19 protein-coding genes are annotated in these 19017 nt (G+C 68.2%); 9 read left to right on the top strand and 10 right to left on the bottom strand.

Annotated features, from left to right (window positions below; translation table 11 throughout):
* Positions 1–96: 96 nt before the first annotated feature.
* Positions 97–1995, bottom strand: a complete 1899-nt coding sequence (gene typA, locus ACIG5A_RS32385; protein WP_397247053.1) for a translational GTPase TypA — start codon at positions 1993–1995, stop codon at positions 97–99.
* Between the two features lie 144 nt (positions 1996–2139).
* Here typA and ACIG5A_RS32380 point away from each other — a divergent pair, with 144 nt between their 5' ends.
* Both ACIG5A_RS32380 and ACIG5A_RS32375 read left to right on the top strand, forming a co-directional pair.
* Positions 2140–2316 carry a hypothetical protein gene (locus ACIG5A_RS32380; protein WP_397247051.1) on the top strand — a complete coding sequence of 59 codons (177 nt, stop codon included), beginning with the start codon at positions 2140–2142 and terminating at the stop codon, positions 2314–2316.
* Between the two features lie 22 nt (positions 2317–2338).
* Positions 2339–2629 (top strand): 4a-hydroxytetrahydrobiopterin dehydratase, encoded by a 291-nt coding sequence (locus tag ACIG5A_RS32375; RefSeq protein WP_397247049.1) that lies wholly within the window; start codon positions 2339–2341, stop codon positions 2627–2629.
* A 16-nt stretch (positions 2630–2645) separates the two neighbouring features.
* Here the strand turns inward: ACIG5A_RS32375 and ACIG5A_RS32370 are convergent, their stop codons facing one another.
* Entirely contained in the window at positions 2646–3890 is a 1245-nt protein-coding gene (locus tag ACIG5A_RS32370) for a mannosyltransferase (protein WP_397247047.1), read from the bottom strand.
* A 408-nt stretch (positions 3891–4298) separates the two neighbouring features.
* Here ACIG5A_RS32370 and ACIG5A_RS32365 point away from each other — a divergent pair, with 408 nt between their 5' ends.
* The gene (locus tag ACIG5A_RS32365; protein WP_397247983.1) at positions 4299–5045 is read left to right on the top strand and encodes a hypothetical protein; all 747 of its coding nucleotides are present in this window, start codon (positions 4299–4301) and stop codon (positions 5043–5045) included.
* A gap of 139 nt (positions 5046–5184) precedes the next feature.
* Positions 5185–5544 carry a hypothetical protein gene (locus ACIG5A_RS32360; RefSeq protein ID WP_397247045.1) on the top strand — a complete coding sequence of 120 codons (360 nt, stop codon included), beginning with the start codon at positions 5185–5187 and terminating at the stop codon, positions 5542–5544.
* 4 nt (positions 5545–5548) lie between these two features.
* Here the strand turns inward: ACIG5A_RS32360 and ACIG5A_RS32355 are convergent, their stop codons facing one another.
* The 4 genes from ACIG5A_RS32355 to ACIG5A_RS32340 form a co-directional block, all read right to left on the bottom strand.
* On the bottom strand, positions 5549–6310 hold the full coding sequence (locus ACIG5A_RS32355) for a DUF1906 domain-containing protein (protein ID WP_397247981.1): 762 nt from the start codon (positions 6308–6310) through the stop codon (positions 5549–5551).
* 258 nt (positions 6311–6568) lie between these two features.
* Positions 6569–7723 carry a hypothetical protein gene (locus ACIG5A_RS32350; RefSeq protein WP_397247043.1) on the bottom strand — a complete coding sequence of 385 codons (1155 nt, stop codon included), beginning with the start codon at positions 7721–7723 and terminating at the stop codon, positions 6569–6571.
* Positions 7724–7964: 241 nt separating this feature from the next.
* The gene (locus ACIG5A_RS32345) at positions 7965–8594 is read right to left on the bottom strand and encodes a CHAP domain-containing protein (protein WP_397247040.1); all 630 of its coding nucleotides are present in this window, start codon (positions 8592–8594) and stop codon (positions 7965–7967) included.
* Positions 8595–8715: 121 nt separating this feature from the next.
* On the bottom strand, positions 8716–9363 hold the full coding sequence (locus tag ACIG5A_RS32340; protein ID WP_397247038.1) for a TIGR03086 family metal-binding protein: 648 nt from the start codon (positions 9361–9363) through the stop codon (positions 8716–8718).
* Between the two features lie 92 nt (positions 9364–9455).
* On the opposite strand from ACIG5A_RS32340, the gene ACIG5A_RS32335 reads away from it, so the two are divergent.
* Together ACIG5A_RS32335 and ACIG5A_RS32330 are read left to right on the top strand one after the other, a co-directional pair.
* Positions 9456–10472 (top strand): helix-turn-helix transcriptional regulator, encoded by a 1017-nt coding sequence (locus ACIG5A_RS32335; RefSeq protein ID WP_397247035.1) that lies wholly within the window; start codon positions 9456–9458, stop codon positions 10470–10472.
* Between the two features lie 170 nt (positions 10473–10642).
* Positions 10643–11563 (top strand): alpha/beta fold hydrolase, encoded by a 921-nt coding sequence (locus tag ACIG5A_RS32330; protein ID WP_397247033.1) that lies wholly within the window; start codon positions 10643–10645, stop codon positions 11561–11563.
* A 94-nt stretch (positions 11564–11657) separates the two neighbouring features.
* Here ACIG5A_RS32330 and ACIG5A_RS32325 read toward each other — a convergent pair whose 3' ends face one another.
* On the bottom strand, positions 11658–13115 hold the full coding sequence (locus ACIG5A_RS32325; protein ID WP_397247030.1) for an MFS transporter: 1458 nt from the start codon (positions 13113–13115) through the stop codon (positions 11658–11660).
* A gap of 75 nt (positions 13116–13190) precedes the next feature.
* Between ACIG5A_RS32325 and ACIG5A_RS32320 the strand changes: the two genes are divergently transcribed.
* Positions 13191–13682, top strand: coding sequence for a MarR family winged helix-turn-helix transcriptional regulator (locus ACIG5A_RS32320; protein WP_397247028.1), 492 nt, complete (start codon positions 13191–13193; stop codon positions 13680–13682).
* On the opposite strand, the gene ACIG5A_RS32315 is transcribed toward ACIG5A_RS32320, so the two are convergent.
* Positions 13612–14667 carry an Lrp/AsnC family transcriptional regulator gene (locus ACIG5A_RS32315; RefSeq protein ID WP_397247025.1) on the bottom strand — a complete coding sequence of 352 codons (1056 nt, stop codon included), beginning with the start codon at positions 14665–14667 and terminating at the stop codon, positions 13612–13614. The genes ACIG5A_RS32320 and ACIG5A_RS32315 overlap by 71 nt on opposite strands.
* Positions 14668–14799: 132 nt before the next feature.
* Here ACIG5A_RS32315 and ACIG5A_RS32310 point away from each other — a divergent pair, with 132 nt between their 5' ends.
* Positions 14800–15681, top strand: a complete 882-nt coding sequence (locus ACIG5A_RS32310) for an NAD(P)H-binding protein (protein WP_397247023.1) — start codon at positions 14800–14802, stop codon at positions 15679–15681.
* A gap of 1 nt (position 15682) precedes the next feature.
* Positions 15683–16291: a hypothetical protein gene (locus tag ACIG5A_RS32305; protein ID WP_397247021.1), complete on the top strand. Its 609-nt coding sequence runs from the start codon at positions 15683–15685 to the stop codon at positions 16289–16291.
* Between the two features lie 6 nt (positions 16292–16297).
* Here the strand turns inward: ACIG5A_RS32305 and ACIG5A_RS32300 are convergent, their stop codons facing one another.
* Both ACIG5A_RS32300 and ACIG5A_RS32295 read right to left on the bottom strand, forming a co-directional pair.
* Positions 16298–18163: a serine/threonine-protein kinase gene (locus ACIG5A_RS32300; protein ID WP_397247019.1), complete on the bottom strand. Its 1866-nt coding sequence runs from the start codon at positions 18161–18163 to the stop codon at positions 16298–16300.
* Positions 18164–18637: 474 nt separating this feature from the next.
* On the bottom strand, positions 18638–18826 hold the full coding sequence (locus ACIG5A_RS32295; RefSeq protein ID WP_397247017.1) for a hypothetical protein: 189 nt from the start codon (positions 18824–18826) through the stop codon (positions 18638–18640).
* Between the last annotated feature and the right edge of the window lie 191 nt (positions 18827–19017).

Below are 19017 nucleotides of genomic sequence, written 5' to 3'. Positions count from 1 at the left end.
ATGAGCGGTCAAGCCCGGAGGAGGCAGCTTGCGTCACCACGCAGGGCCCGCTCATGCGCCATCCAACACAGCGTGCGCCGTGCAGCCGCATTCGGACTACAGCGCAGCCCGGTCGCGCGCCTTGCGCCGAGACAGCTCGCGGCCGCGCTCGGTCGCGCCGAGGATCACCTTGCGCACCCGGACCACCTCCGGCGTCACCTCGACGCACTCGTCACCGGCGCAGAACTCCATCGCCGCTTCGAGATCGAGCTGCAGCGGCTTGGCCAGCGTCTCCATCACGTCGGCGGTCGAGCTGCGCATGTTGGTCAGCTTCTTCTCGCGGGTGACGTTGATGTCGAGATCCTCGGCGCGCGGGTTGATGCCGACGACCATGCCCTCGTAGGTGTCCGCGCCCGGCTCGACGAAGAACTGGCCGCGGTCGGCCAGCTGGATCATCGCGAACGGCGTCACCGAGCCCGCGCGGTCGGAGACCAGCGAACCGGTGTGGCGGGCACGGATCTCGCCCGCCCACGGCGCGTAGCCGTGCGAGACGGCGTTGGCGATGCCGGTGCCGCGGGTTTCGGTGAGGAAGTCGGTGCGGAAGCCGATCAGGCCGCGCGAGGGAACGATGAACTCCATCCGCACCCAGCCGGCGGCGTGGTTGTTCATCTGGACCATCTTGCCCTTGCGCGCGGCGAGCAGCTGCGTGATCGCGCCGAGGTACTCGTCCGGGCAGTCGATGGTGAGCTCTTCGAAGGGCTCGTGCACCTTGCCGTCGACGTTCTTGGTGACCACCTGCGGCTTGCCGACGGTCAGCTCGAAGCCCTCGCGGCGCATCTGCTCGACCAGGATGGCCAGCGCCAGCTCACCGCGGCCCTGCACCTCCCAGGCGTCGGGACGGCCGATGTCGAGCACGCGCAGCGACACGTTGCCGACCAGTTCCTGATCCAGGCGCGACTTCACCATGCGCGCGGTCAGCTTGTGGCCCTGCACCCGGCCGACCAGCGGCGAGGTGTTGGTGCCGATGGTGACCGAGATCGCGGGCTCGTCGACGGTGATGCGCGGCAGCGCGACCGGGTTGTCCGGATCGGCGAGCGTATCGCCGATCATGATCTCCGGGATGCCCGCGATCGCGACGATGTCACCGGCCACGGCGACCTCGCCGGGCTGGCGCTCGACGCCGATGGTCTGCAGCAGTTCGGTGATCTTGACCTGCTTGACGCCGTCGGCGTGCATCCACGCGACGTTCTGGCCCTTGCGCAGTTCACCGTTGTGGATGCGGACCAGCGCGAGGCGGCCGAGGAAGGCCGAGGCGTCGAGGTTGGTGACGTGCGCCTGCAGCGGCGCGGTCGGATCACCCTTGGGCGCCGGGATGTTCTCCATCAGCACGTCGAACAGGGCATCCAGGTTCTCGGCATCCGGCGCGTGACCGTTCTCCGGGCGTTCCTTGGAGGCCTTGCCCTCACGGCCGGAGGCATAGAGGACCGGCAGGTCCAGCGCTAGCTCGGCGGCCTCGGCGGCGGCGTCGTCCAGGTCGGAGGCCAGGTCGAGCAGCAGGTCGTGGCTCTCCTCGACGACCTCTTCGATGCGCGCGTCGGGACGGTCGGTCTTGTTGACCACCAGGATCACCGGCAGCGAGGCGGCAAGCGCCTTGCGCAGCACGAAGCGGGTCTGCGGCAGCGGTCCCTCGGACGCGTCGACCAGCAGCACGACACCGTCGACCATGGACAGGCCGCGCTCGACCTCACCACCGAAATCGGCGTGACCAGGCGTGTCGATGACGTTGATCACAGTGACCGAACCATCGGCGTGATGGCGGTGCACGGCGGTGTTCTTGGCGAGAATCGTGATGCCTTTTTCGCGCTCGAGATCGCCCGAGTCCATGACCCGGTCGACGAGTTCGGCGCGCTCGGCAAACGCGCCGGACTGGCGCAGCATCGCGTCGACCAGCGTCGTCTTGCCGTGGTCGACATGGGCGACAATGGCGACATTACGAAAACTGCGTGCAGAAGACACGCTTCAATCCTCCTGTGCTTGTAAGTACCGCGGCCCTGCAAACAGGTGGACAATCAGCCACACCGGGCTCTGCGGCCGTCTATACCCTACCGGTACCCAGCCACCTGTAATGACAGCGCTCTAGTAAGGATATGCTTACCAACCATGGGCAAAGTCAAGGCGAAAAAGGTTTCGAGCCTGAAACCGAAGAAGAAGTGCTGTCGCAAGAAGACGCGCTGCCTGAAGTGCCCTGTGGTGATCATGCGGATGAAACGCCTGGAAGCCGCGGGCGTCTGCGGCAAGGACCTGAAGAAGGGTCTGAAGAAAGCACGCGCGGCCTGAGCACCAGGAGTACAACCGGGGTATGAACGCCCCGTTGCTGTCCGAATCCGAACTCGCCGAAGCGTTGACCGAACTGCCCACCTGGACCCGCTCCGGCGACACCATCTCCCGCACCGTCCAAGCGCCGACCTTTCTCGACGGCATCGAATTGGTCCGCGCGGTCGCCGAGGCGGCCGAGGCCGCGAATCATCATCCGGATATCGATATCCGTTGGCGCAAAATCACTTTCACGCTGTCCACGCATGACTCCGGCGGGCTGACCGCACTGGATGTCGGCATCGCGCGGCAGATCGACAAGCTGGCGCAGTACTAGCTGAGCTCGCGCAGTACTAGCTGAGCGAACTCGCCTCGGTTTCCACCCGTCCGAACAACAGACGCAGTCGAGCGCGCAGACCGATCAGGTCCGCGCGCAACACTGCTCGGCCCTGCCAGATCAGCCAGCCGAGCAGCATGAGCACGCCGATCACGTCGACCGCGCCGAGCCAGGCCAGCACCGCGGGACGCGGAATGGTCCAGATGTCCGGCTGGAAGAACGACAGCACCCACGGCACGCCGATCAGCGTGGTCACCAGCCAGTACCCCGCGATGATCTTGGCGCCGCGCGCGTCACGCATCGGCCCGTAAAGCAGCCACAACACCATGGGTAGCAGCCAAACCCAATGGTGCGACCAGGAAATCGGCGAAACCAGCAGCCCGAACAGCTGAACCATGAGCAGCGTGCCCATCCGGTCGGCGGGACCGAGCGTGCGCCAGGCCAGCAGCACGAGCACCGCGGCGATCAGCACCGCGACCATCCAGATCGGGCCGGATTGCACGTCGCTGCCGAGTATCCGGCTGAGCGTGCCACGCAGTGACTGATTCCACACCGAACCGACCGGCCCGATTCGATCGGCGTCGCCGATCAGCGTGCCGAAGTAGCGGCGGGCCTCGGCGGGCCGCAGCAGGAAGCTGACGCCGACCGTCGCGCCGAACATCACCGCCGACCACACCACCGTCAGCCAGCGCCGCCGCGCAACGAAGTACAGGCCGCTGATCGCCGGGGTCAGTTTGATGCCCGCGATGATGCCGACCAGCGAACCGGACACCCACCACCGCGCGCTGCGCACCGCGAGCATCGCACCGAACACCAGGAAGACGTTGACCTGGCCGTAATCGATGGTGGTCCGCACCGGCTCCAGCCACAGACCGAGCGCCGTCCAGGCGACCGAGGCGACATGCCAGCCCGGCGTGCCCGCGAGGTCTTCGCCGAGGATGAGCTCGAACGCGATCCGCACGATGCCGTAGAGCGCCGCGACGATGGCGAGCAGCCAGCCGATCGCGATCACCGTGAACGGCAGATAGTGCAGCGGGAAGAAGACCAGCGCCGCGAACGGCGGATAGGTGAACGGCAGCGGGAAGTCGGGGGTCTTCTCCGCATAGGTGAAGTCGTAGAGCCGATCGGTGAGCAGCGAGGCCGAACCGTCCACGTAGACATGCAGATCGACCAGGTTCATGCCGTTCTTGGAGCACAGCATCCACAGCAGCCGGGCCACCACCGACAGCACGAGCGCCAGCACCGCCCATCGGAGGTGCACCGCCGCCGGACCTGCGTCCGTGCGAGTGCTCTGATGGTTCAAGTCGCGCGCTTTCCAGTCGGGTCGTCGGCCTCGGTACCCGTGGAGTACGGGGTTCGGCGACGCGGCGGTGAATGCTTTGACTAGATTAACCGCAGCGCGGAAAGCTACCGCCATTCCCGCGAATCACTGATAACATTTGCATCACCTTTCACTTCTGTAACACCGCGTGGCGCTACCTTCTGATAACACTGATCGTCCACGGACGCAGTACCCGAGAGGGTGAGCTGTACAACAGGGCAGAGATGTCCTTAGAGTGACCCCGAAACGATGGGTTTTCACCCGTTGGCCCAGATGTACCCGAAGGTAAGGACGGCTAGACCAGTGCTTCGCACCCGAGGATCGCGGATCGCATTGTCCGTGCTCGCCATGACGGCGAGCGCCACGCTCGTCGCGCCCACGACAGCATTCGCGGCCCCCGCAGCTCCCGCGCCCGCGGCGGTCCCCAATACCGTCCCGATGGTGCCCGAAGGCGTCCCGATCGATGCCATCGCCGCCCTCGCCCCTGCCATCGTCGGCTCGATCGCCGGCCCCGCCGATCAGATCGCGGGCCCGCAGTCGGCCATCCTCGACCAGGCGCGCGTACTGCTCGCCACGCTGAACCTGCCGCCGCAGATCAAGGCCACGCTGGAAAAGATCATCACCTTCCTCGACGGCAGCGGCGGTGGCGGCCCGGAGCTGCCGCCCAAGGACGGCCCGGTCATCGCGCAGTTCCTCTACCCGACCATCGGCAAGGGCTGCATCGGCCCGACCGCCGATTCCGTCGGCACCGCGCTCGCCGTGCCCGGCCCGGCGCAGCTGCCGCCGCCCGGACCGAAGGCGGGCCAGGCCGGCTTCGTCTTCACCGCGCTCGGCACCAAATCGCCCACCGAGGTGCAGAACCCGCCGATGACCGTGCAGTGGCTGAACCTGGACACCAGGGCCACCGGCATCGTGCCGCTGACCGACGCGGCCAAGATCAACCCGGATGGCCCGGCCACCCTGTCGGCCATTGTCGACACCGGCCCTGGCCGGATCGTCGCGCTGGTCGCCGGTTCGCTGACCACCAAGGCCGCCGACGCGGAACCGCGGACCTGCTCGTTCCTGCCGACGCTCGGATTCTTCACCGTGGGTTAGTAATTCACGCGAAGGGCGGCAACTCCACACGGGGGTTGCCGCCCTTCGGCGTTTCCGGCATGAAATCCGTTGTCACGGAACCGTAGACCTACAGCTGTGCGCACGCATACTTCGTCGCGACTGTGGTAGACCACTAATCATGGCGACTATCGAAAGTTCGGCGCGGCCCGGGCATTCCATTCGGAGTAGGCGCTCGCACCGCTCGATCCTCTCCTTCCGGTCGGAGGGCTCGATCCTGTCGATCGGGTCGGCGTATTCGATCCTGTCCATCGGCAGCGTCGGTTCGGTGCTGTCGGTCGGCTCGGTCGGTTCGTTCGGCTCGGCGATCTCGTCGTTCTCCTTCGCCAGCCTCGGCTCGGCCTTCTCCGGGCTGTCACGCTGGTCGCTGCTGTCCTGGCTCGGTGACCACGAGGCGCCGGACTCGCGCCCGACGCTGCGGGTGGTGCCCGACGACGAGCCCGACCTGCGCATCGCGCCGGTCAGCCACAGCCAGACCTAGCGACTCACCACTGCCCGAAATCGGGCCGCAGGACGCTGTTGAGGTCGACGCTGATACCGTCCAGCTCGCTCTTGTCGATCTCGAACTGGTGCAGGTGCGCCGCGGAGTGCACGAAGCCCTTGGGCGTGCCCCAATTGTGTTGCCAATACCAGGAACCCAGGCCGGCGGCGATGGCCCAGTCGATGGTCGGCGAGTTCGCGTAGATGCCGACATTCTCTTTACCCATCACGTCGTGCCAGCCGAGCAGATAGGGCGCGATCATCGAGGCGAAGTCGGCGGCGTTCGGGTTGTCGTCGATGGAGGCGTAGATCGGCACACCGTCCGGCCCGCCCGCGGCGCGGTGCAGGGCGAGGCCGCGTTCGGCGTGCCGCCTGCCCGCCTCCAGCCCGCCGCGCCAGTCCGCGGTCTGGCCCTTGCCGAACTGGTAGTTGGACACGATGTGCAGGCCCGCGGCGTGCAACTGGTCGACCTCGCGCGCGAGCAGCGGTTTGCCCGTCATCCATTCCGCGCCGGGGCGCCGGTCCGAGACGTAGCGGATCACGCCGATATGACCGGCATCGCGGATCGAGCCCGCCGACGGGACGCCGCCCGCGTAATCGACGAGCGTGCCGAAGGTTCCGGTGGCGCGCGCGGCGGGTGCGGCGGCGGTCATCCCGACGGCCGCAGCGGCGGCGGCATAGCCGAACAGATCCCGGCGGGATAGGCGTACCTCCGCCTTCGCTCCGGCCGTGCGCAGGCTGCGGACGGCAGAGCCGACAGCGCCCATTCGGGCAGAGAAAGAACGCATGACAAGACTCCTTCGCGCAAGCCCGACCTTGGACAGCGTGCCCGGCGCACCTTCCCCAAACCTTTACTTGCGCGCCGGGAGCCTCGAACGTGTACTCATTTCACCACATTCACATAGGAACCGCTAGACCCATGAGACACGCTCGCCACAGTGGCAACAGGAGGTATCAGCAGCCGTCGATGCTCGATCGCGAGCCGTCGGATATGACAGCGTGGTAGATCGAGCGGTGCCGTCGGATCAGGCCGATCCGTCGATCCGGGCCGCTACGTCGATGGTGCGGCCCGAGCTGTCGGCGAGCTCCTTGCGGATGACACCGGCGACCTGCGCGACCACCTGTTTCTTGATGCCTGCCAGCGCGCCGAGGGTGGCCGCGCGCATGCCGTGCGCCTTGAATTCCATCCTGATGTCGTCCGGCGCGGGCGGTGGCACATCGATCACCAGCAGCAGCGGATCGGCGGCCCGCGCGGTGAGCACGAGCGGCACCTCGACATCGGCCTTGTACCGGTTCGCCTTCAGCACGTCGACGGTGATGTCGAGGCTCACCGGCAGTGTCAGATCGAACGCGCGTAGCTCGTCCGAATCCGCGGGCGGCAGCTCAGCGGTGAGCCGGTCGGCGAGCTGCGGCACCCGTACGGCGCCGCGCACGGTCACCGTCGCCGACTTGCGCGGACCGGTGCGCAGCGGCCCGACCTCGATCGGGCGGCCCGCCATCCGCTCCACCACATGGAAGACACGGTCCCTGGTCACGACGCGCTCGAAGAAGCGGCGGCCGAATTCGTCGTAGCCGATCCAATCGAACTTCGCTTTGGTGCGGTGCTCCGACTTCACGCCCGCCACCATGGCCTCGACATCGAAGACCCGGCTGCGCCGCACCTGCGGATCGGCGAGCATGCCGTTGACCCGGCTGGCGACCTCACGCTGGACCAGCCCCGCGATCGGATCGAGGATCCACTCCCAGGCCGAGTCGATCGCCTGGGCGCGCAATACGAAGCTGACGTCGCGGGCGGTGATCGGCGGGATGTCGATGACGATGAGCAGCGGGTCGGCGGTGCGCGCGTGCATGGTCATATCGATCTCGACGCGCGCCTCCAGCCGCAGTTTCCTGCCGCCGAGGGTCACCTTCACCGACAGCGAGACCGGGACGGTGACCTCGAAGGTCACGTGCGGGCCGCTGCGGATCACATGGGGGTCGCCGATCTTGCCCTCGGCGACGAAGCCGGCCAGGCCCGCGGGCCCGATCTTGAACGGCCCGATGGTCAGGCCGCGGCCCGCCATACCGGCGACGGCGGCCTCGATGCGCTCCTTCGTCACGGCGTGGGTGACGAAGCGCTCCCCGAAATCGGCATAGTCGATCCACGCCGGAGCATTGGTCGTTTCGTCGGTCGGTTGCATGAGATGTTCCGAAACCCTCACCTTGTGAACGGACACCGACACGGTACGCGACCGACGTTGCGGAACGGTGGCTCACTTGGCGGGCGGCGAACCCGGGATCCCCGTCCTGCCGATGAGGGGGAGGCAGGACAGGGACCAGCGACGGCACTGCCGGGCACCGCCGTATTCCATGGTAGAGGTCCGGCCGTGACTCGCCCACAGCGCACACTCCGGGCGCGCGGCGGCTGGGGCGCAACGGATTTCAGAGTCGCCCGAATCCCACGATGCCCGGCACATCGGCCAGCGCCCAGCGATGTATTGCGACGGCGCCGAATTCGTTGCCGCCGATCGTGGTCACCACGCCGTTCGCCGAGGTGAGCACGATATTCGTGTGCTGATGGAACGGGCTTGCCTGGTCGTAGAGCAGCACATCGCCGGTGCGCGGCCGGTAACCGGAATCGCGCGGGCTGAACCGATCCTTGCTCTGGTAGTACTCGGTCAGCGTGTAGACGCCCGGAATTCGCCACGACCCCGAATTCGGGTTGGCCAGCGGTACGCCCGCCTCCCGCAGCACCCAGCTGACAAAGTCGGCGCACCACTGTTCGTCGATGCCCTCGGAGTATTTCGTGCCCGCGCCGGGCCGCTCGAATTCCTGCTTCGCCACCGCGACGATCCGCGCCTGCGCCTGGTCGAGCCCCGAACGGTCGATGGCGGGAAACTCCGTCTTGCGCTCCCCCGCGATCGCGGGTGGATGCCGACTGTCCTGCCACCATCGGACCCCGGCGAATCCGCCGGCCGCCAGCGCGGCGACCACGAGCACCGCGGCGATCCAGCGCCACCGGCGCCTCGGGCGCTCGTTCCTCCGATCCGACGTCGTCTGTCGCTGCGACATACCCTCCCCGATCTACCGGCTCCCCATCCCTTGATCAATGTAGACGAACGGGAACACCCGCCGGTTCCCCCGCGACGCACAACGGCTCGCTCACCGGAACGTGGTGAACGAGCCGTCGCGGTCAGGCGCGCGGGGTGCGGCCGAGGTAGCGGAGCAGGTCGGCGGTGGCGGTATCGCCGGATTCGGCGGCGACGATCGGGGCGTAGGCGCCCCACTGGCGCAGCGGCTCGACGATCTCCGCCTCGACGCCGGTACCGGGGGCGGGTGCCGCGGTGCGGGCGGCGGTGAGCAGGTGTGCGGACAGTTCGTCGGTCAGCGGGGAGGGCCGGCCGGTGGCGACGGCGATATCCCAGGCGTGTACCGCCGCGTCCAGCGCGCACATCACGGCGGCGACCGGAGTCGGAAGGGTGCCGTGCGGCAGCGGGACCGGGACGGTTTCGGTGCCGTCGGCGACGGTGGCCCAAGCGGCGGCGGTCTGCTCGATCGCGTTGTCCACCAGCACCTTCGGGGTGCCGTCGATGGCGCCGGACGGCTCGAAAGGGTTGTACGCGGGGCCGACGCCGATGCCGAGGAACTTCGCGAAGGCGAGCTGATCGCCTGCGGCGTGCTGAAGCACCTGCGCCACAGTCCATTCCGAGCACGGGGTGGGCAGTTCGAGCTGCTCGGTGGTGAGTTCGGCGGAGACGTCCGCCAGCGCGCGGTAGGAGGCGGCGAGCACATCGCGCCAGACGGGGGCGAGTGTCGCGGTTGCGGCGGCGGTGACGTTCATGATGGAGCCTTTCGTTTCGGTCTTTCTTGCTTCTGACATGAGCCTATGCGGGCATTAGGCTGGTTTCGTTCCTAATAATTTCGGAGGAAAATGTGACGCCGACCACACTGCGGGTGCTGCGCTTGCTCGCGCTGCTGCAGGACCGCGCGCACACCGGACGCGAGCTCGCGCAGCGCCTCGGCATCACCGATCGCACGTTGCGCAACGACATCCAGCGGCTGCGCGAACTCGGTTATCCGGTGCAGGCCGAGCGCGGTGCGATCGGCGGCTACCGGCTCGGGCGCGGCAGCACCATGCCGCCGCTGCTGCTGGACGACGACGAAGCGGTGGCCGTCGCCGTCGCGGTGGGGCTGGCCGAGGACGGCGCCACCGGCATCGCCGATATCGGCGAGAACGTCACCCGGGCGCTGGCGAAACTGGATCAGATCCTGCCGAAACGGTTGCAGCGCAAGGTGACCGCGCTGCGCAACGCGACCGCCATCGGCCCGGCCACCACCGGGTCACGCGAGCCCGACGCGCCGGTTCCCGCCGCGGTGCTGACCACGCTGGCCGGCGGTATCCGCGACGGCGCGACCGTCGAACTCGCGCTCGCCACCGATACCGATACCGATACCGATACCGATACCGACGAGACCTTCACCGGCACAGCGCCGTTCGAGCCGTACCGGCTGATCAACTGGCAGCGCCGCTGGTATCTGGTCGCCTACGACCTGGAAACCCATGCGTGGCGGGCGATTCCCGTCGCCAGGGTGCGCCGGGCCGAGCTCGGCGATCGCCGCTTCGCCGCCCGCGCACTGCCCGACGACGACCTGGTCGCCTTCGTCATGCGGCACATCGCCACCACGGGATGGAAGGTGCGGGCACGCGTCACCGTGCACGCCCCCGCCGAAACGGTGATCGCCCGCATCAACCCCGCCGTCGGCGTGGTCGAGGCGGTGGACGCGCACTCCTGCATCCTGCTGACCGGCGCGGACGCACTGGAAACCATCGCCATCTACCTGAGCATGCTGATGATGGACTTCCGCGTCGACGAACCGCCGGAACTCGTCGCCCACCTCCGCACCCTGGCCCGCCGCTACACCGCCGCGGTCGCGGACGCCCCGGAGTAGGGCGCGGGTCCCCGCGCCGATTCAGGTCGCCACACGCGTCGATTCCATTGCCGCGCACGCACTGTCCACTGGACACGCGCGCTCCACGCATAGAGGTGGGCGGCGCGGTCGCACAATCCCCCGGAACCATGGGGCGGCACGGTGTGGCGACTCGCGCATACCCTGCACTCATGACCGACGACGAGTTCTTCCTCGAACCGAATATCGGCAAGCCCGCCGAGAAGGTGGGGTATTTCGCCAACCGGGCGGGCTTCGAACAGTTCGCCGCCGCCTACCGCGACGGGATGGCGCAACTGCCGCCACGGTCCGAAACAGTCGCCGTACAAACATCATTCGGGCCGGTGCGCGGATATCGCTTCGGCGACAAGGACGCGATCCCCGTGGTACTGCTCTCCGGCAGGCAGGCTTCGACGCCGATGTGGGCGTCGAATCTCCCCGGGCTGATCGCCGGGCACCGGGTGTGGTCTATCGACAGCATCGGCGAGCCCGGCGCGAGCACGCAGCGCAAACCGCTTGTCACACCGAGCGATCAGGCACAGTGGGTGGCCGAGGCGCTCGACGGACTCGGGCTCGAGCGCGCGCATCTGCTCGGCGTGAGCATCGGCGGCTGGCTGGCCACGCAGGTGGCCATCCACCGACCCGACCGCGCCGCATCGGTGACGCTGCTGGATCCCGCGAACACCCTTGCACCGATTACCTGGAAGATGATCGCGATCTCGCTCGGCAGTGTGATCCCCGGTCTCCCGATGTCGATACGGCACTGGCTGCTCAGCTGGATCTCCGGTGGCGCCAAGGCCGACGATTCGGTACCCGAGGCGCGGCTGATCGCCTCCGCCATGCGGGACTTCCACTCGGCACAGCCGACGCCGACCCGGCCGAGCGCGGCCGAGCTCGCGGCCATCAAGGTACCGGTGCTCGCGATCGTGGCCGGGCGCAGCATCATCCACAATGCCGAGCGCGCCGCGGCGGCCGCGCGCACTATTCCCGGCGCTCAGGTCGAGCTGTGGCCGGACGCCTCGCACGCGATCAACGGCGAATTCCCGGACAGGATCACCGAGCGATTCACCGCCTTTGCCGCCGGAGTCTCCTAGAGGCACAACGAAATCGGGGCCGACCCTCGCCGTTGAGAGTCGGCCCCGAGGCCGTTCGAGCGCCGTTGCTCGATGATCAGGCAGTGCCCGAAGTTCAGTCGTGACCGCCGGTTTCGGCGGCGTCGGCCGACTTGTGCTTCGGAATGCACACGGTCAGCAGGATCGCCACCACGGCGGCGGCCGTCGCGATGAGGAAGGTGGTGTGGAAGCCGTCCCGCGACGGGAACACATACGGGCCGAGCTGCATGGTCATATGCGCCAGAACCACGGCCATCACGGCGGACGAGGTCGAGGTGCCGATGGAGCGCATCAGCGAGTTCAGTCCGTTGGCCGCCGCGGTCTCGGTGACCGGCACCGCACCCATGATCAGCGCGGGCATCGCCGCGTACGCCAGGCCGATGCCGCCCGCGATGATCATCGACGCGACCATGATCTCCCAGACGCTGTTCATCAGCACCACGGCGCACAGGTAACCGGCGGCGATGACCGCGGAACCGAGCGCGAGGGTGAGCTTCGGACCGCGCGCGGCGGACAGCTTCGCCGACACCGGCGAGAGCAGGATCATCACGAAACCGGTTGGCGCCAGCGCCAATCCGGCGTTGACCATGGACAGGCCGAAACCGTATCCGGTCTTCTCCGGCGCCATCAGCAGCTGCGGGAAGGTCAGCGACATGCCGTAGAGCGCGAAGCCGACCGCGATCGAGGCGAAGTTGGTGAACAGCACCCGCGGCCGCGCCGAGACCCGCAGGTCGACCAGCGGCGAACGCTGGCGCAGCTCGAAGAAGCCCCAGATCAGGAACACCACGACGGAAAGGCCGAACAGGCCGAGGGTGCTCGCGCTGGCCCAACCCCAGTCCGCGCCCTTGGTGATCGGGATGAGCAGGGCGAGCAGCGCGATCGAAAGGCCGACGGCGCCACCGAAATCGAACTTCGCGGGGGTGCGCACCGGCGATTCCGGCACGAACACGAAAACCAGTACGGCACAGACGATGCCCATGCCCGCGGCGGTCCAGAACAGCATGTGCCAGTCCGCGTTCTGTGCGATCACCGCGGCGAGCGGCAGGCCGAGCGCGCCACCGACACCGAGGGTCGCGCTCATGATCGCCATCGCCCCGCCCACCTTCTCGGCGGGCAGTTCGTCGCGCATGATGCTGATGCCCAGCGGGATCGCGCCGACGGCGGCGCCCTGCAGCGAGCGGCCGATGATCTCGGGCACCAGCGAGGAGAAGCTCGCGGCGACGACCGAGCCCGCGACGAGCAGCAGCAGGTTGGCGAACAGCACCCGGCGCTTGCCGAGCATGTCGCCGAGGCGGCCGCTGATCGGCGTCGCGACGGCGCCGGCGAGCAGGGTCGCGGTGACCACCCACGAGGCGTTGGACGCCGAGGTGTTCAGCAGGTGGGGCAGGGTCGGAATGATCGGGATGACCAGGGTCTGCATGAGCGAGACGACGACACCGACCATGCCGAGGGTCGCGATGAGCAGGGCCGGCGCGGTCTTGCGCCGGTCGTCGGTACCAGAGACGGTAGAAGACACGTCGGCAGCAACAGTCACAAATGTGCACGCTACACAGCATGTGTATCGTACACAATTTGCTATGACCGTGATTAAGGCGACATAGTGTCCCCCATGCCAGCACCCGGTCCCCCAGACAGCGCGGCGTTCTCCCGCCTCGTCTTCGAGTTGACCCTGCTCTCCCGGCACTTCCCCGCGTCGGTGCTACGCCGCCCCGGCTTTCAGCTCGACCGGTCCGCCTACCTGCTGCTCACCCGGCTGGAGATCGACGCGCCGCTGAGCCTGCGCGAACTGTCCGAGGCGTTCCAGCTCGACATCTCGACGATCAACCGCCAAGTCGGGGCCATGCTGAAGCAAGGCCTGGTGGAACGCGTCGCGGATCCGGACGGCGGCGTGGCACGCAAGATCCGCGCCAGCGCCAAGGGCCTCGAACTGGTCGCCGCGGACCGCACCCAGAGCCACGAGGGGATCGGCGCCGTGGTGGCCGAATGGTCACCCGACGATGTCGCACAGCTGAGCAGGCTCGTCGCCCGCTTCAACGAGTCGATCGAGCAGAAGGAACAGAACCCGTGGCCACGGCCGCCGGAGCCGCCGCCTTCACCGTGACGAGCACCGGCGTCGTCGTCAGCGCGGCAATGCCGGTCAGCGCGCCGAGGCGGTCGGTGAGATAGCGGTGCAGCGCGGCCGGATTCGGGCACATCGCCTGGGCGACCAGGTTGGTGGATCCGGTGGTCGCGACGACGAAGGCCAGCTCGCGATGACCGGCAAGCGCGGTAGCGACGGCGTCCAGCCGCGCCGGAGCCACCGACATCCACAGCAGCGCACGGATTTCCACGCCGAACAGTGCGTCGTCGAATTCGACGTCGAAGAAGAGTTCGCCGCTCGCGCGCAGTTGCGCCAACCGGCGCGCGACGGTCGCCTGGGACCAGCCGGTCGCCGCGGCGAGGTCGGCGAGGGTCGCGCGACCATCCCGGCCGAGCGCCGCCAGCAGCGCCCCCGCCGCCTCGGCGTCGGCACGCGCGGTTGCTCCTGGCCGTTGCCCGGCAAGGAGATCACCCGCTGATGTTGCCGGGCGCCCGATCGCGTCGGACCGAGTCCGGGTCAATTCCCGGTACTGCGCCTCGTCGAGTGCGTCGATGTGCCCGTGCCACGCCATCGGCCCGCCGCGATAGCGGTGCAGTACCAGGTGGGCCGAGACTCCGGTTACCCCGGCGGTACGCGGAATATCGTGCAGCAGTAGCGATTTGGACGGGTCGGCGCCCAAGGGCACGTCGACGATGAACACGATTTCGGTGCCGCCGGAGGTGAGTTTCACCCAGGACGTATCGGATCGGCGGGCCAGCGCCTGCGCCAGATTCCGTGCGGCAGCGGTCGTCGTGGTCAGCCGGACCAGCCACTGCGCCCGATCGGCGCGCGACGCATCGGCGAGGCCGACCACCCGCAGCCCCGCCGCCGCGCGTAAACGGCGATAGCGGCGCGCGACGGTTTGGGTGGACACACCGAGCACGGCGGCGATCCGGCCGAACGGCGCGCGGCCGTCGATATGCAGCGCGTGGATCAGGCCGCGGTCCACCTCGTCGAGCATGGTCATTTTCTTCACATTGCCGCGTGCTGTGGAAAATATCCACCATTTCCATCCAGTAGCTGGAACATCCGTCAGGGGCGACACAAGCTGAGTCCGGGCCGACCGGCTCACCTCGAATACCGAACAGAAAGCACCGCAATGATTCTCGTGACCGGAGCCACCGGAACCGTCGGCCGCCTGCTCATCGATCAACTACTCGTCGCCGGCGAGCGGGTCAGGGCCGTCACCCGCGAGCCCGCAAGGGCACAACTGCCGCACGGCGTCGATGTCGTCGGGGTGGATCGCACCGATCCGGCGAGCACGGCCGACGCGATGCGCGGCGTCGATCGCGTCTTCCTGCTGACGAGCGGCCCGGGAATTCCGGAGTACGACACGGCCTTCGCGCAGGCCGCCGCCGATGCGGGCGTCGCGCGAGTGGTCAAGCTGTCCTCGGGACGTGCCGGTGACGCCACCGCCACCGACCCCATTCCCGCCTGGCATCGCGCGGGTGAAGCGGCGGTGCGCGCGGCGGGCGTGCCGTGGACGATGGTGCGCCCCTTGGGATTCATGTCCAACGCGCTGCACTGGGCTGGCACCATCCGCGAGCAGGGCACCGTGTACGCGGCATTCGGCCAGGGCCGCATCGCCGTGGTCGACCCGCGCGATATCGCCGCCGTCGCGGCCGCCGCGCTCACCACCGAGGGACACGAGGGGCAGATCTACACGCTCAGCGGGCCGCAGCCGCTCACGCCGGGCGAGCAGACCGCGATCCTCGCCGAGGTACTCGATCGCCCGCTGCGCTATGTCGAAGTGACACCGGCCCAAGCTCGTCATGCGCTACTCGAGCACGGCGTGCCCGCCGAACTCGCCGACGCCATCATGGCGCTGCGCGCGGACGCGCTCGAGGCGTTCACCTCGGTCGTCCACCCGACAATCGAGCGCGTAACCGGTAGGGCGCCACGTACGTTCGCCGAATGGGCGGCCGCGCACGCGTCGGATTTCCGTGCCGACACCGCGGTGGCGGGCACCGTACGATCATGACGTGAGGTTCGGTGTGGGGTTGCTTGCCGCGTCGTTTCTAGCGGTGGCGTGTGAGCCAGGGGCGGGCGAGAACGAGTGGAACGACTGGACGGTCACCGTGTATTACACGGCGGTTCAGTCGTTCTACCGCGGGCCGGGGGAAATCGTGCGCGGCTGCGCCGATTTCGACTGCACCGACGCCAACGCCGAAATCGGGGTGCTGCCCGATGATTTCGTCGATGCGGTGCGCGACGAGGGCACCGGCCGGATCACCGAGGGCGAGTACACGGGCCGATACCTGAACTGGTCCTACGACATCGGCTTCTGGCTCGACTCCGAGCCGCGCGACGCCGCGGGCGAGGTGCTGCAGCCCTACCGCAGCGCCGCCGCCGACGGGCTCGGCCGCGGCACCAGGCTGCGGCTCGCCGACTGCGGCATCGTCGACATCCAGAATCCCGAGGCCTGCGACAGATTCAAGGCCGCCGAGTGGACCATCGGTGACGAATTCCTCCCCGGCCTCGGCGGCCCGCACCACATCGATCTCTATATCGGCGAGGAGACCGCCGACTTGTTCGTCGACGGCCAGGATTTCGTCATCTTCGCGGGCGCGGCGCTGGAGCCGATCGAGTAACCGCGGTCAGCGTTCCCGCGGATACGTCCGCACCACGGAACCGTCGGTGTCGGCGGCCAAATAGGCACCGCCGTACTCATCGGTCAGGTACACCAGCAGGGTCGGCTTGTCACTGTTGAAGGGCCACGCCGGATTGACGATCACATAGCGCAGAGTCGGTTTCGGAATATTGAGCAGCTCATCCGCCTTGCGGAACAGGTCGGGCAGGATGTCCCAGTTGATCGAGCTCAGCTGCACCGTCTTGGCACCGGTGACCTGACCGCCCGGCCCCTTGCGGCTGCCGACGCCGTTGCGGAAGACGAACTCGTCGTAGATCTTCGGCTGCCCTTTAACCGGAGCTCCGGCGTTGACATAGGTCGAATAGAACGTCGCTTCGGTGAATTCCTGTCCGCCCGAGACCTTTTCCAGTGCCGCGATCGCCTTCCGGAAACCGTCCGGTGTCAGCAGATCCCCCGTCGGTGCGGCGGGAGCGGGGGTGCCGGGCGGCCTGCCCGCCGTTCCCGGAACGGTCTGCGCGCCAGAGGGTCGGCCCGCCGCACCGGGATCGGTCGCCTGATTCCCGCTCGACCGCCACACCACCACACCGACCACCACCGCGATGACGACTGCGATCGCCGCAATCTCGACGACCATCCCGCGCGACCGCCTGCGCACCCTCCGCTTGCCTGAACCACCCGCGGCCACACCTGTTGCCCCCGGCCGATCCATGTCACCGAGGCCGCCGGGGCCACCGAACCCACCGGGCGCGAAACTCCCGCCGGATAGGTCGGGCGCACCAACTCCACTATGCGCACCCGGTCCGACATTTCCGCTGAATGCACCACCCCCACCGTGTGCATCCGGCCCACTGCCACTCGAGATCGAAGGTGCCACGAACGCGACGCCGCCGCGCACACCGGGCCCGGCATTCGCGCCGAATGCGCTCCCCCCTTCGGGTGTGCCCGCCGCGACTCCACCCGCCGCGGTGGTCCCATCGAAGCTGGGGGCGCCACCTCCACCGGAGATATCGAGGCCGCTTCCACCCGATGGGGCAGGTGCGCCGAATTGACCCGGCGCATTGGCGGCCTGGGTGAGCATCCATTGCAGGTGGTCGGCGGTGGGGCGACGGTTGGGGTCGGGAATGAGCAAGGCCTGCAAGGTGGGTGTCAGCGGGCCCGCGTGGCGTGGCGGCGGGACTTCGCCGCGCAGGACGGCGGCCAGGGTGGCGACGGAGGTGTCGCGGCGCATCGGCTGGTAGCCCTCCACCGCGACGAACAGCACGAGGCCGAGCGACCACAGATCCGATGCCGAATGTCCCTCCTGCCCGGTGAGGCGTTCCGGCGCAACGTATTCCAGCGAACCGACCACGCTGCCGGTCGAGGTGAGGCTGTTCGCTCCGCTGATCGCCGCGATGCCGAAGTCGGTCAGCACCGGCGAACCGTCCTCGCGCAGCAGCACATTCGCGGGTTTGACGTCGCGGTGCAAAATCCCGACCGCGTGCGCGGCGCGCAGCGCGGCGAGGATGCCGAGCCCGAGCCGCGCCGCCTGCGCCGGGGCGATCGGCCCCGCGGCCAGGTAGTCGGAGAGGGTCCGGCCGCGCACCAACTCCATCACGATCCACGGGTGCGTCTCATCGGAGGTATCCACGATGTGGTGGATCGCCACCACATTCGGGTGCCCGATCCTCGCCAGCGCCCTGGCCTCGCGCAGCACCCGTTCCCGCTGTATCTCGGGCGAGCTGCCGCCGTCCTGCTCGGCCGCCCGCACCTCCTTCAGCGCCACCTCACGCTGCAGCGCGGTGTCGTAGGCCCGCCACACCGTCCCCATACCGCCGCTGCCGAGTGGTTCGATCAACTCGAAACGCCCGTCGACCGTTGTCCGCCCGGAATTCACCCCGCCACTTTATGATCTCCGCCGCACCGGCGCGAGATCCCGGACCGGCGCGCGCTCGCCCGTGATTCGGACAAGCTCCACACCCTTTGTCGCCGATCCACACCCACTCGTCGGGCGCGATCGGCCTGGAGTGCACCACGGCCTTGCGACGCACACGCCCACCGCTGCTGCGCGGCCGGGCCAGATGAACCCGCGCCAGCGGCAGACGTTGCTCGTCAACCCGGTGGCGCGCTCGTACTCCACGGACAACCCGCGATGGACTCGCCGCCAGCGTCGCCCGAAATCGCCACCGAAATCGCCCGCGAAGCGAAGCCGGAACCACCCGCTACCGTCGAGCGATCGCCAGGTCGCGGGCGGAAAATGGCGCGGGGACAAGCCGGAAGCGCCACCGTGACGGTGACGGCGCTCACCGTGATATCGCCGGTCTGATCGGACTTTTCACCGCGCCTCGCGGCACGGCGACGCTGACCGGTTTTACCGGTTTGCGGTGAGTTCGGCAGTCCGCGCGCGGAATTCGGCTTCGTCGACCCCGAGGCGGCCACACACCTCGGAAAGCTTGAACGACAGGCTGAACGTGGTGTTGTGGTGTGCCGTGCTCAGGTCGACAAGCGCGGCAACGTCTCTGCCCGAGGTGGCGGCGATCGGCATTCGCGATGAGGTCATGGAAGCTATTTTGCCACTGACCGATTGGTTTGCTACGTCCGTGTCCCAGAAGAAGGTTGCGGTTCGCTAACGGCGGGACGAGGGAAAACCGTTGCTCGGCCCCGCGTCGGCCGCTCAGCCCGCCCAGAATGGCTGGGAGCAACGCGATTACGGCGGCCGCTGGGCCGGGCGCCCGCGACCGCCGATGCCGC

The sequence above is a fragment of the Nocardia sp. NPDC052566 genome, from assembly GCF_044547285.1.
Lineage (GTDB): Bacteria > Actinomycetota > Actinomycetes > Mycobacteriales > Mycobacteriaceae > Nocardia.
This window is presented reverse-complemented; position numbering and strand designations above follow the sequence as displayed.